This window comes from Streptomyces chromofuscus (assembly GCF_015160875.1).
In the GTDB taxonomy this organism is placed as follows: domain Bacteria; phylum Actinomycetota; class Actinomycetes; order Streptomycetales; family Streptomycetaceae; genus Streptomyces; species Streptomyces chromofuscus.
In genome coordinates, this window is sequence record NZ_CP063374.1 from 3,251,126 (window position 1) to 3,264,089 (window position 12,964).

7 protein-coding genes and 3 rRNA genes are annotated in these 12,964 nt (G+C 65.6%); 5 read left to right on the forward strand and 5 right to left on the reverse strand.

Annotated elements, in window-relative coordinates:
• Positions 1 to 2 precede the first annotated feature (2 nt).
• Genes IPT68_RS14570 through IPT68_RS14585 form a run of 4 tightly spaced genes read left to right on the forward strand, consistent with a single transcriptional unit; the run spans position 3 to position 4,325 of the window.
• Positions 3 to 818, forward strand: coding sequence for a DUF4129 domain-containing protein (locus tag IPT68_RS14570; protein ID WP_189699192.1), 816 nt, complete (start codon positions 3 to 5; stop codon positions 816 to 818).
• Positions 815 to 2,026: a DUF4350 domain-containing protein gene (locus IPT68_RS14575; RefSeq protein ID WP_189699193.1), complete on the forward strand. Its 1,212-nt coding sequence runs from the start codon at positions 815 to 817 to the stop codon at positions 2,024 to 2,026. Before IPT68_RS14570 ends, IPT68_RS14575 begins: the two co-directional genes overlap by 4 nt.
• Complete coding sequence (locus IPT68_RS14580; protein WP_189699209.1) at positions 2,026 to 3,015, forward strand: AAA family ATPase; 990 nt, start codon at positions 2,026 to 2,028, stop codon at positions 3,013 to 3,015. Before IPT68_RS14575 ends, IPT68_RS14580 begins: the two co-directional genes overlap by 1 nt.
• Positions 3,015 to 4,325: a DUF58 domain-containing protein gene (locus tag IPT68_RS14585; RefSeq protein ID WP_189699194.1), complete on the forward strand. Its 1,311-nt coding sequence runs from the start codon at positions 3,015 to 3,017 to the stop codon at positions 4,323 to 4,325. Before IPT68_RS14580 ends, IPT68_RS14585 begins: the two co-directional genes overlap by 1 nt.
• Positions 4,326 to 4,415: 90 nt before the next feature.
• On the opposite strand, the gene rrf is transcribed toward IPT68_RS14585, so the two are convergent.
• The 4 genes from rrf to IPT68_RS14605 all read right to left on the reverse strand — a co-directional run bounded on the left by rrf (position 4,416) and on the right by IPT68_RS14605 (position 11,120).
• Positions 4,416 to 4,532, reverse strand: a 5S ribosomal RNA gene (gene rrf, locus IPT68_RS14590).
• A gap of 81 nt (positions 4,533 to 4,613) precedes the next feature.
• Positions 4,614 to 7,729: ribosomal RNA gene (locus IPT68_RS14595) — 23S ribosomal RNA — on the reverse strand.
• Positions 7,730 to 8,037: 308 nt separating this feature from the next.
• A 16S ribosomal RNA gene (locus IPT68_RS14600) occupies positions 8,038 to 9,557 on the reverse strand.
• Together the 16S, 23S and 5S rRNA genes form the textbook arrangement of a ribosomal RNA operon.
• A 555-nt stretch (positions 9,558 to 10,112) precedes the next feature.
• The gene (locus IPT68_RS14605; protein WP_189702281.1) at positions 10,113 to 11,120 is read right to left on the reverse strand and encodes a stage II sporulation protein M; all 1,008 of its coding nucleotides are present in this window, start codon (positions 11,118 to 11,120) and stop codon (positions 10,113 to 10,115) included.
• A 132-nt stretch (positions 11,121 to 11,252) separates the two neighbouring features.
• Here IPT68_RS14605 and IPT68_RS14610 point away from each other — a divergent pair, with 132 nt between their 5' ends.
• Positions 11,253 to 12,260, forward strand: coding sequence for an RDD family protein (locus tag IPT68_RS14610; RefSeq protein WP_189702282.1), 1,008 nt, complete (start codon positions 11,253 to 11,255; stop codon positions 12,258 to 12,260).
• A gap of 50 nt (positions 12,261 to 12,310) precedes the next feature.
• On the opposite strand, the gene IPT68_RS14615 is transcribed toward IPT68_RS14610, so the two are convergent.
• Positions 12,311 to 12,925, reverse strand: a complete 615-nt coding sequence (locus tag IPT68_RS14615) for a hypothetical protein (RefSeq protein WP_189702283.1) — start codon at positions 12,923 to 12,925, stop codon at positions 12,311 to 12,313.
• Positions 12,926 to 12,964: the final 39 nt, after the last annotated feature.

The following is a 12,964-nucleotide window of genomic DNA, read 5'->3' on the forward strand; positions in this document are numbered from 1 at the left end:
CGGTGAACTCGGCCGGGGGAGTCCTCACAGCGGTGCCCGCACCGCCGCGCGCCGGCGAGGCCGCCGTACGCGCCTGGCTGCGCGCGGGCGACCTGGCCGTACGACCGCCGCACCGCACCGGCGGCACGTCCCTGCTGTCGCTGCCCGGCTCCGACGACGAGCCGCCGCTGACGATCCCCCGCGCCCCCGCGCGAGAGGCGGCCCGCCGCGAGCTGTCCAAGCGCATGTACCACGAGGACGACCCCGGCCTGTTCGAACGCGCCCTCGACGCCTTCTGGGAGTGGCTCGGCAAGCTGCTGCGCCTCGCCTCCGACGCGACCCCCGGCGGCGCGTTCGGCCTCGTCGTCGTCATCGTCGCCGTCCTCGCGGTCCTGGGGGCCCTCTGGTGGCGCCTGGGCACACCGCGCCGCCAACCGGTCTCCTCCGCCACCCTGTTCGACGACCGCCCACGCAGCGCCGCCGAACACCGTGCGGCCGCCGAGGCCCACGCCGCCCAGAGCCACTGGAACCAGGCCCTCCAGGAACGCATGCGCGCGATCGTCCGCTCACTGGAGGAACGCGCCCTGCTCGACGCCCGCCCCGGCCGCACCGCCGACGAGGCGGCCGCCGAAGCGGGCCGGGCCCTGCCCTCCCGGGCGGACCGGTTGCACGCCGCCGCCCGGGACTTCGACGACGTGACGTACGGCGGCCACGCCGCGACCGAGACGTCGTACCGCCGCATGGCAGAACTCGACCGCGACCTGGAGCGCACCAAACCAGAGCTCACCAGCAGCACCCTCAGCGCGGACCACAACACCCGCCAGGGAGCCGCCGGATGACCACCGAGGCCACGCATCCCGCCACCGAGGCCACGCATCCCGGCACCTCGACCGCGCGCACCCCACGCCAGGTGTGGACCCGCACGCGAGGCATCGTGCTCGCCCTCGTCGTCCTGCTGGCCGGAGCCGTCGTCATCGCCCTGGTCCGCTCCGACGCCCAACGCGGCACCCTCGACCCGCGATCCACCGCTCCCCAGGGCAGCCGCGCCGTCGCCGAACTCCTCGCCGAGCGCGGCGTGTCCACGCGCGTGGTCACCACCCTGAACGCGGCACGCGCCGCAGCCACCCCCGACACCACCCTCCTGGTCGCCGTCCCCGACCTGTTGACGGACAGTCAAAAAGCTCTGCTGCGCACCACACTCGCCGCATCCGGCGGGCGCACCGTCCTCATCGCCGCCGGCAGTTCCTCCGTCGAACAGCTCGTCCCCGGTGTCACGGCTGCCCCCGCCACCAGCCTCGAGTCCACCCTCGAGCCCCACTGCGACTTCCCCGCGGCCCGGCGCGCGGGCGCCGCCGACACGGGCGGCCTGCGCTACACCACGACCCACCTCGACGCCAACGAGTGCTACCCCAGCCAGCGCCTGGCCGGCCTGATCCGCGTCCCGCAGCCCTCCGGGGGCGGCGACACCGTCGTCCTCGGCGCGCCCGACATCCTCTACAACGACCGCCTCGGCGAACACGGCAACGCCTCGCTCGCCCTCCAACTCCTCGGCTCCCGCCCTCATCTGGTCTGGTACCTCCCCTCACTGTCCGACGCCACCACCCCGGACGACGAGCGCAGCTTCTTCGGCCTGCTCCCCTCCGGCTGGCTCTGGGGCACCCTGCAGCTCTTCATCGCCGCAGCCCTCGCCGCCCTGTGGAGGGCACGCCGACTCGGCCCCCTCGTGCCCGAAAAACTCCCCGTGGCCATCCGCGCCTCCGAAACCGTCGAAGGCCGCGCCCGCCTCTACCGCAAGGCGAACGCCCGCGACCGCGCCGCCGCGGCTCTGCGCTCCACCACCCGCACCCGCCTCGCCCCCCTCGTAGGCGTCCCCGTCGCCCAGGCACACACGCCCGAAGCTCTGCTCCCCGCCCTGTCCACCCACCTCAACGGCGACGGACAGTTGCTGCACACCCTCCTCTTCGGCCCGCCGCCCAGCGACGACGCAGCCCTCATCGCACTCGCCGACCAACTCGACGCCCTCGAAAGAGAGGTACGCCGTCCATGATGGACCGGACCACTGACAACGCCGGGCAGAACGGGGACCCGGGCAACGCCCGAGCGGCCCTGGAAGCCCTGCGCGCCGAGATCGCCAAGGCCGTGGTCGGCCAGGATCCCGCCGTGACCGGCCTCGTCGTCGCCCTGCTCTGCCGCGGACACGTCCTGCTCGAAGGAGTCCCCGGAGTCGCCAAAACACTGCTCGTCCGCGCCCTGGCCTCCGCACTGGAACTGGACACCAAGCGTGTCCAGTTCACCCCCGACCTGATGCCGAGCGACGTGACCGGCTCCCTCGTCTACGACGCCCGCACCGCCGAGTTCTCCTTCCAGCCCGGCCCGGTCTTCACCAACCTCCTCCTCGCCGACGAGATCAACCGCACGCCTCCGAAGACCCAGTCGTCCCTCCTCGAGGCCATGGAGGAACGCCAGGTCACGGTCGACGGCATTCCCCGCCCTCTGCCCGAGCCGTTCCTGGTCGCCGCGACCCAGAACCCGGTCGAGTACGAGGGCACCTACCCCCTTCCCGAAGCCCAGCTGGACCGTTTCCTCCTCAAACTCACCATCCCCCTGCCCTCCCGCCAGGACGAGATCGACGTCCTCACCCGCCACGCCGAGGGCTTCAATCCGCGCGACCTGCGCGCCGCCGGCGTGCGCCCCGTAGCGGGCACCGCCGTCCTGGACGCCGCCCGCGCGGCCGTCGCCAAGACGACGGTGTCCCCCGAGATCACGGCGTACGTCGTCGACATCTGCCGGGCCACCCGCGAGTCGCCGTCCCTCACCCTGGGCGTGTCCCCCCGAGGCGCCACCGCCCTGCTGGCCACCTCACGCGCGTGGGCATGGCTCACCGGCCGCGACTACGTCACCCCCGACGACGTGAAGGCGCTGGCCCTCCCGACCCTCCGCCACCGCGTCCAGCTCCGCCCCGAGGCCGAGATGGAAGGCGTGACGGCCGACTCCGTCATCACCGCGATCCTCTCCCACGTCCCGGTCCCGCGCTGATGGCCCTCACCGGACGCGCCGCACTCCTTGCGGCCCTGGGCTCTCTCCCCGTCGGCCTGTGGGAACCCAGCTGGACAGGCATTCTGGCCGTGAACGGCCCTCTGGCCCTCGCCTGTGCCTGCGACTACGCCCTCGCCGCCCCAGTACGACGCCTCGGGCTGACCCGCTCCGGCGACACGTCGGCACGCCTGGGCGAAACAGCCGACGTCACCCTCACGCTCACCAACCCTTCCCGCCGCCCACTGCGCGCCCAGCTCCGCGACGCCTGGCCCCCCAGCAGCTGGCAGCCGGGCACCGAGGGAGAAGCCTCCCGCCACCGCCTGACGGTCCCCCCGGGGGAACGCCGCCGCGTCACCACCCGCGTACGCCCCACCCGCCGCGGCGACCACCAGGCTGACCGCGTGACGATCCGCTCCTACGGCCCGCTGGGCCTGTTCGCCCGCCAAGGCACGCACAAGGTTCCCTGGACCGTACGCGTCCTGCCTCCCTTCACCAGCCGCAAACACCTGCCGTCCAAACTGGCCCGCCTCCGCGAACTCGACGGCCGCACCAGCGTCCTCCAACGAGGCGAAGGCACGGAATTCGACAGCCTGCGCGAGTACGTCCCCGGCGACGACACCCGGTCCATCGACTGGCGCGCCACAGCCCGCCAGACCACGGTCGCGGTACGCACCTGGCGCCCCGAACGCGACCGTCACATCCTTCTGGTCCTCGATACCGGCCGGACCTCAGCCGGCCGAGTGGGAGACGCCCCACGCCTGGACGCCTCCATGGACGCCGCGCTGCTCCTGGCCGCCCTCGCCTCCCGCGCCGGCGACCGCGTCGACCTGCTCGCCTACGACCGACGGGTACGCGCCCTGGTCCAGGGCCGCACCGCAGGCGACGTCCTTCCCTCCCTGGTCAACGCCATGGCGACCGTCGAACCGGAACTCGTCGAAACGGACGCCCGAGGCCTCGCCGCCACAGCCCTCCGCACCGCCCCCCGCAACTCCTTGATCGTCCTGCTCAGCACCCTCGACGCGGCCCCAGTGGAAGAAGGCCTGCTGCCGGTCCTCCCTCAGCTCACACAACGCCACACGGTCCTCGTGGCGTCGGTGGCAGACCCCCACATTGCCCGCATGGCAACGTCCAGAGGAAACGCGGAGGCGATCTACGACGCCGCAGCCGCCGCCCAGGCCCAGTCCGAACGCCACCGCACCGCCGAACAACTCCGCCGATACGGCGTCTCGGTGGTGGACGCGACGCCGAACGACTTGGCGCCGGCACTGGCGGATGCCTACCTGGCCCTGAAAACCTCGGGCAGGTTGTGAGCCGACTGGGGTTTCATCCCCCGAAGCCTTGCAATTCCCCGAAAACGCAGAAAACCCCGCATCCGAAGATGCGGGGTTTTCTCAATATTTGTTCGGCGGCGTCCTACTCTCCCACAGGGTCCCCCCTGCAGTACCATCGGCGCTGTAAGGCTTAGCTTCCGGGTTCGGAATGTAACCGGGCGTTTCCCTCACGCTATGACCACCGAAACACTATGAAACACAACCGCACCACCCATCAGGGCGGGGTTGTTCGTGGTTTCAGAACCAACACAGTGGACGCGAGCAACTGAGGACAAGCCCTCGGCCTATTAGTACCGGTCAACTCCACACGTTACCGTGCTTCCATATCCGGCCTATCAACCCAGTCGTCTACTGGGAGCCTTACCCCATCAAGTGGGTGGGAGTCCTCATCTCGAAGCAGGCTTCCCGCTTAGATGCTTTCAGCGGTTATCCCTCCCGAACGTAGCCAACCAGCCATGCCCTTGGCAGAACAACTGGCACACCAGAGGTTCGTCCGTCCCGGTCCTCTCGTACTAGGGACAGCCCTTCTCAAGACTCCTACGCGCACAGCGGATAGGGACCGAACTGTCTCACGACGTTCTAAACCCAGCTCGCGTACCGCTTTAATGGGCGAACAGCCCAACCCTTGGGACCGACTCCAGCCCCAGGATGCGACGAGCCGACATCGAGGTGCCAAACCATCCCGTCGATATGGACTCTTGGGAAGATCAGCCTGTTATCCCCGGGGTACCTTTTATCCGTTGAGCGACGGCGCTTCCACAAGCCACCGCCGGATCACTAGTCCCGACTTTCGTCCCTGCTCGACCCGTCGGTCTCACAGTCAAGCTCCCTTGTGCACTTACACTCAACACCTGATTGCCAACCAGGCTGAGGGAACCTTTGGGCGCCTCCGTTACCCTTTAGGAGGCAACCGCCCCAGTTAAACTACCCATCAGACACTGTCCCTGATCCGGATCACGGACCCAGGTTAGACATCCAGCACGACCAGACTGGTATTTCAACGACGACTCCACAACCACTGGCGTGGCCGCTTCAAAGTCTCCCAGCTATCCTACACAAGCCGAACCGAACACCAATATCAAACTGTAGTAAAGGTCCCGGGGTCTTTCCGTCCTGCTGCGCGAAACGAGCATCTTTACTCGTAGTGCAATTTCACCGGGCCTATGGTTGAGACAGTCGAGAAGTCGTTACGCCATTCGTGCAGGTCGGAACTTACCCGACAAGGAATTTCGCTACCTTAGGATGGTTATAGTTACCACCGCCGTTTACTGGCGCTTAAGTTCTCAGCTTCGCCCCACCAAAATGGAGCTAACCGGTCCCCTTAACGTTCCAGCACCGGGCAGGCGTCAGTCCGTATACATCGCCTTACGGCTTCGCACGGACCTGTGTTTTTAGTAAACAGTCGCTTCTCGCTGGTCTCTGCGGCCACCCCCAGCTCGAGCAGCAAGTACTCTCACCAGGCGTGGCCCCCCTTCTCCCGAAGTTACGGGGCATTTTGCCGAGTTCCTTAACCATAGTTCACCCGAACGCCTCGGTATTCTCTACCTGACCACCTGAGTCGGTTTAGGGTACGGGCCGCCATGAAACTCGCTAGAGGCTTTTCTCGACAGCATAGGATCATCCACTTCACCACAATCGGCTCGGCATCAGGTCTCAGCCACAAGTACGACGGATTTACCTGTCGCACGGCCTACACCCTTACCCCGGGACAACCACCGCCCGGGATGGACTACCTTCCTGCGTCACCCCATCACTCACCTACTAACCGCTTGGGCCGGCGGCTCCACCACTTTCCTTTCCCCGAAGGGTCCGGAACGGCTTCACGGCCTTAGCATCACGATGCTCGATGTTTGACGCTTCACAGCGGGTACCGGAATATCAACCGGTTATCCATCGACTACGCCTGTCGGCCTCGCCTTAGGTCCCGACTTACCCTGGGCAGATCAGCTTGACCCAGGAACCCTTAGTCAATCGGCGCAAACGTTTCTCACGTTTGTATCGCTACTCATGCCTGCATTCTCACTCGTCAACCGTCCACAACTCGCTTACACGGCTGCTTCACCCGGCAGACGACGCTCCCCTACCCATCACAGCAGGCGTTGGCCCTCATGCTGCAATGACACGACTTCGGCGGTACGCTTGAGCCCCGCTACATTGTCGGCGCGGAATCACTAGACCAGTGAGCTATTACGCACTCTTTCAAGGGTGGCTGCTTCTAAGCCAACCTCCTGGTTGTCTGTGCGACTCCACATCCTTTCCCACTTAGCGTACGCTTAGGGGCCTTAGTCGATGCTCTGGGCTGTTTCCCTCTCGACCATGGAGCTTATCCCCCACAGTCTCACTGCCGCGCTCTCACTTACCGGCATTCGGAGTTTGGCTAAGGTCAGTAACCCGGTAGGGCCCATCGCCTATCCAGTGCTCTACCTCCGGCAAGAAACACACGACGCTGCACCTAAATGCATTTCGGGGAGAACCAGCTATCACGGAGTTTGATTGGCCTTTCACCCCTAACCACAGGTCATCCCCCAGGTTTTCAACCCTGGTGGGTTCGGTCCTCCACGAAGTCTTACCTCCGCTTCAACCTGCCCATGGCTAGATCACTCCGCTTCGGGTCTTGAGCATGCTACTGAAACGCCCTATTCGGACTCGCTTTCGCTACGGCTACCCCACCCGGGTTAACCTCGCAACACACCGCAAACTCGCAGGCTCATTCTTCAAAAGGCACGCAGTCACGAGATACAGCAAGCTGCATCCGACGCTCCCACGGCTTGTAGGCACACGGTTTCAGGTACTATTTCACTCCCCTCCCGGGGTACTTTTCACCATTCCCTCACGGTACTATCCGCTATCGGTCACCAGGGAATATTTAGGCTTAGCGGGTGGTCCCGCCAGATTCACACGGGATTTCTCGGGCCCCGTGCTACTTGGGTGTCTCTCAAACGAGCCGCTGACGTTTCGACTACGGGGGTCTTACCCTCTACGCCGGACCTTTCGCATGTCCTTCGCCTACATCAACGGTTTCTGACTCGTCCCACGGCCGGCAGACCGTGAAAGAGAGATCCCACAACCCCGCATGCGCAACCCCTGCCGGGTCTCACACACATACGGTTTGGCCTCATCCAGTTTCGCTCGCCACTACTCCCGGAATCACGGTTGTTTTCTCTTCCTGCGGGTACTGAGATGTTTCACTTCCCCGCGTTCCCTCCACACTGCCTATGTGTTCAGCAGTAGGTGACAGCCCATGACGACTGCCGGGTTTCCCCATTCGGAAACCCCCGGATCAAAGCCTGGTTGACGACTCCCCGGGGACTATCGCGGCCTCCCACGTCCTTCATCGGTTCCTGGTGCCAAGGCATCCACCGTGCGCCCTTAAAAACTTGGCCACAGATGCTCGCGTCCACTGTGCAGTTCTCAAACAACGACCAACCACCCATCACCCCGAACCATCGGCTCGAGTTCACTGGGGCCGGCACTGAAGGAACATCATTCCCTCAGACACCCAACAGCGTGCCCGACCAGCTCCCACCCGAAGATCATGCGTTCCACGCTCTGACGAGCAGTACTAACAGCCTCCGGCCCAGAACCCGGCCGAGTAGTCAACGTTCCACCCATGAGCAACCAGCATCAGACGTTCGCTGATGTACTGGCCTCTGACCTCGTCCCGAAGGACTCGGTGAGAAGTGCTCCTTAGAAAGGAGGTGATCCAGCCGCACCTTCCGGTACGGCTACCTTGTTACGACTTCGTCCCAATCGCCAGTCCCACCTTCGACAGCTCCCTCCCACAAGGGGTTGGGCCACCGGCTTCGGGTGTTACCGACTTTCGTGACGTGACGGGCGGTGTGTACAAGGCCCGGGAACGTATTCACCGCAGCAATGCTGATCTGCGATTACTAGCGACTCCGACTTCATGGGGTCGAGTTGCAGACCCCAATCCGAACTGAGACCGGCTTTTTGAGATTCGCTCCACCTCGCGGTATCGCAGCTCATTGTACCGGCCATTGTAGCACGTGTGCAGCCCAAGACATAAGGGGCATGATGACTTGACGTCGTCCCCACCTTCCTCCGAGTTGACCCCGGCGGTCTCCCGTGAGTCCCCAGCACCACAAGGGCCTGCTGGCAACACGGGACAAGGGTTGCGCTCGTTGCGGGACTTAACCCAACATCTCACGACACGAGCTGACGACAGCCATGCACCACCTGTACACCGACCACAAGGGGGCACCCATCTCTGGATGTTTCCGGTGTATGTCAAGCCTTGGTAAGGTTCTTCGCGTTGCGTCGAATTAAGCCACATGCTCCGCCGCTTGTGCGGGCCCCCGTCAATTCCTTTGAGTTTTAGCCTTGCGGCCGTACTCCCCAGGCGGGGCACTTAATGCGTTAGCTGCGGCACGGACAACGTGGAATGTTGCCCACACCTAGTGCCCACCGTTTACGGCGTGGACTACCAGGGTATCTAATCCTGTTCGCTCCCCACGCTTTCGCTCCTCAGCGTCAGTATCGGCCCAGAGATCCGCCTTCGCCACCGGTGTTCCTCCTGATATCTGCGCATTTCACCGCTACACCAGGAATTCCGATCTCCCCTACCGAACTCTAGCCTGCCCGTATCGACTGCAGACCCGGGGTTAAGCCCGGGCTTTCAACCGACGCGACAAGCCGCCTACGAGCTCTTTACGCCCAATAATTCCGGACAACGCTTGCGCCCTACGTATTACCGCGGCTGCTGGCACGTAGTTAGCCGGCGCTTCTTCTGCAGGTACCGTCACTTGCGCTTCTTCCCTGCTGAAAGAGGTTTACAACCCGAAGGCCGTCATCCCTCACGCGGCGTCGCTGCATCAGGCTTGCGCCCATTGTGCAATATTCCCACTGCTGCCTCCGTAGGAGTCTGGGCCGTGTCTCAGTCCCAGTGTGGCCGGTCGCCCTCTCAGGCCGGCTACCCGTCGTCGCCTTGGTGAGCCGTTACCTCACCAACAAGCTGATAGGCCGCGGGCTCATCCTGCACCGCCGGAGCTTTCCAACCCCCACCATGCGGAGGAGGCTCGTATCCGGTATTAGACCCCGTTTCCAGGGCTTGTCCCAGAGTGCAGGGCAGATTGCCCACGTGTTACTCACCCGTTCGCCACTAATCCCCACCGAAGTGGTTCATCGTTCGACTTGCATGTGTTAAGCACGCCGCCAGCGTTCGTCCTGAGCCAGGATCAAACTCTCCGTGAATGTTTACCGGTGATCCGGTGACACACACGGGAGCGGAACCGTCGAGCGGAATAAGCCCGACCGTTCACAGCGTCCTCGCTGTGTTTTCTTCAAAGGAACCACGTCCCGGTCTGATGACCGGAGACGGGGTATCAACATATCTGGCGTTGACTTTTGGCACGCTGTTGAGTTCTCAAGGAACGGACGCTTCCTTTGTACTCACCCGAGATACTCTCTCGGGCTTTCCTCCGGGCGCTTCCCTTCGGTGTTTCCGACTCTATCAGATCTTTTCTCGATCCGATTTCCTCGGTGCTTTCCAGGTTCCCGCTTTCGCGTTTCCCTTTCCGGCGGTTCCGACTTTATCAGAGGTTTTCAGCCGGGCTGACCGACCGACCATCCGATTCGTCGGGGAGCTTCGCCAAAACTGACGTTTCTGGAAGCAGATAGTTTCTCAAGGTGCCGACCGGTTGAGCCCCAGTCCAGGCAACTGTTTGAATCTACCTCCCCACGCGCTCCGTGTCAACGGCTCCTGTGGGGCGAAGAGGAGACTAGCAGTCTTGGAGGCCTGTCCGCACATCAGGCCGCGGTCGGCACGGCGGCGCTGCGCTCGGCCGCGTCCACGTCGCCTGTCTCCCCGGCTCGGGCAGCGCGCCGTCCGAGCACGTAGACGTACATGAGGAACGCGATCTCGGCTACGACACCGATGCCGATGCGGGCCCAGGTCGGCAGGCCCGAAGGGGTGACGAAACCTTCGATCGCGCCGGCGACGAAGAGGACCAGGGCGAGGCCGATCGCCATGCCGACGGCGGCTCGGCCCTCCTCGGCGAGGGCCTGTCTACGCGTGCGTGGTCCTGGGTCGATCACCGTCCAGCCGAGCCGCAGCCCCGTGCCGGCGGCTACGAAGACCGCTGTCAGCTCCAGCAGCCCATGCGGAAGGACAAGGCCGAGGAAGGTGTCGAGTCGTCCTGCTGAGGACATCAGGCCGAAGCCGATGCCCAGGTTGAGCATGTTCTGGAAGAGGATCCAGAGGACGGGGAGACCCAGAAAGACACCGAAGACCAGGCACATCGCGGCGGCCTGGGCGTTGTTCGTCCAGACGCGGGCGGCGAAGGACGCCGCGGGGTGCGTGGAGTAGTAGCTCTCGTACTCACCGCCGGGGCGGGTGAGCTCACGCAGTTCGCTCGGTGCCGCGATGGTGGCCTGCACTTCCGGGTGCGTACCGATCCACCAGCCGAGCAGCGCCGCGACGAGAGTCGACAGAAGCGCGGTGGGAACCCACCAGTGGCGCGACCGGTAGACGGCGGCGGGGAAGCCGTAGGCGAGGAAGCGGGTGACATCGCGCCATGAGGCACGTCGAGTGCCCGTCACCGCACTACGCGCGCGTCCCACCAGTTGGCTGAGGCGACCCGTCAGCTGGGGATCGGGTGCGCTGGACTGGATCAGGGAAAGATGAGTGGCGGTGCGCTGGTAGAGCGCGACGAGTTCGTCGGTCTCGGCGCCGGTGAGTCTGCGCTGGCGCCGGAGCAGGTCCTCCAGGCGGTCCCATTCCGCCCGGTGGGCGGACACGAAGACGTCGAGGTCCATCGGTTTGCCTGCTCCTCGGCTGCTCGTCGGCGGGCCCGTCGTGAGTACCAGCTTGTCGTACTGCGATGCTCGGTTCCCTCAGCTTGGCAGACTGGCCGATCTCGGGGGCAGGCCAGGGGAAGGACGGCGGGCGTGAGTGAGCTGGTGACGGGCGAGGCGGTGGCGCTGGAGTTGCGCCCTGCGAGGCTGCCCAGCAGGGCGCTGGCCGTCCTGCTCGATCTGGTCGTGGCGTTTGCCGCGTACATGATCGTGACGGTAGTCCTGGTGATCTCCACGGCCTCTCTGGACGAAGCCGCTCGGATCGCGGTGTCCATTGCGACGTTCCTGCTGGTTCTGGTGGGTGCGCCGATCGCCGTGGAGACGCTCAGTCATGGGCGGTCGCTGGGGAAGATGGCGTTCGGGCTGCGGGTGGTGCGCGACGACGGCGGGCCGATCCGGTTCCGGCACGCACTGGTGCGGGGTGCCATCGGCGTGATCGAGATCCTGCTGACGCTCGGAGTCATCGCCTGTGTCGCGTCGCTCGTTTCGGAGCGCGGACGCCGGCTCGGAGATGTGTTCGCGGGAACCCTCGTCGTGAGAGAACGGATCCCCACGGCCCACGGTCGCTTTTCTCCCCCGCCACCGCCCTGGCTCGCGGGACGTTTCTCCGCCCTCGATCTGTCGGCGGTCCCGGATGGGCTGTGGCTGGCGATACGGCAGTACCTGACGCGCATGCGTCAGCTCGATCCGCAGGTCGGCGCAGCCATGGCGGAACGGCTGGCCTCCGAACTCGCGGAGCGGACCGGGGCTCCGGTGCCGCAGGGGATACCGCCGGCCGTCTATCTGGCGGCGGTCGTGCAGGAGCGGCAGGCCCGGGAGATACGACGGGCCGCGGCGGGCGGGACGGATACCCGTGGGCCTGGTGGTGAGGGGCAGTACGAGGGTCGTGCCACGCCCGGGCCGTACCCCTACCCCTCCGTTGCCGCTACGCCGCCTGCCGGTGCCGGGCAGGTCCCCGCGGCTGCGCAGGTGGGGCATGAAGCAGCGCCGCGCGAGCGCAGTACCGAAGGGCCGGCGCAGACGCCACCGCCCGGGTCACAGCGAAGCAAGCAGCCTGACGACACGGATCGTCCCTCGACGGGGTTCGTGCCGCCTGCGTAAGCCCGGCGCGTGCGCGGAACCCGGCAGGTCTCCTGCGGAAAGCCGTCGGGTCAGGGGAGAACGGACGGCGGCGAGTCCAGGTCCTCCAGCTCGATGCCGGGGGCTGCGAGGACCACGTCTCCGGCGATGTGCACGAGGTGCTGCTCGCCCGTGTCCATGGCTGTGACCTGGTACTCGTCCACGGTCAGAGGGCCGTTGTCAGTGCCGTGTGCTTCTCTTTTCAGCAGAGCCCAGGACTGGTCCACGGTGCGCGGAGCGAGGACCGGGTCCGTGAAGGCGACGAGGCGTACGCGCGTCGCGGGGCCGGAAGGGGTGAGGCGCAGCAGACGGGTGGTGGCGATGAGGAACGCGGGGGAGGTGCCGGTGAAGGCGTGGGCGCGCGCGTTGCCTTCCGCAGCATCCGTGCCGGTGGGGTCCGTGCGGACCCAGGTGACGCCGTCGAGGGCGGCACCACGCACCTGCCAGCCCGCCGCGTGCAGTTCCAGACGGATGGGGCGGCCGAGTTCGTCGAGGGCGAGGTCGACGGAGCCGCGGTGATCGCCCGAGGGGGTGGTCAGCTGGGAGACGTAGCGCCAGCCGGACGGGCCGGGGGCGCAGTGGAAGTGCTCTTCTGCGAGGGGGGTGTGATCGTGCGGATCGTGGAGCGAATAGCGACCGCGGGGCATGGGGGTCCTGAGGTGTGACGGGTTGGTCCGGTTCGCCGC

What these genes read in the sequence shown, in the direction of transcription:
- IPT68_RS14575 (WP_189699193.1), top strand. Translation starts at nt 815, where the DNA reads ATGACCACCGAGGCCACGCATCCCGCCACCGAGGCCACGCATCCCGGC.
- IPT68_RS14580 (WP_189699209.1), top strand. Translation starts at nt 2,026, where the DNA reads ATGGACCGGACCACTGACAACGCCGGGCAGAACGGGGACCCGGGCAAC.
- IPT68_RS14585 (WP_189699194.1), top strand. Translation starts at nt 3,015, where the DNA reads ATGGCCCTCACCGGACGCGCCGCACTCCTTGCGGCCCTGGGCTCTCTC.
- IPT68_RS14605 (WP_189702281.1), bottom strand. Translation starts at nt 11,120, where the DNA reads ATGGACCTCGACGTCTTCGTGTCCGCCCACCGGGCGGAATGGGACCGC.
- IPT68_RS14615 (WP_189702283.1), bottom strand. Translation starts at nt 12,925, where the DNA reads ATGCCCCGCGGTCGCTATTCGCTCCACGATCCGCACGATCACACCCCC.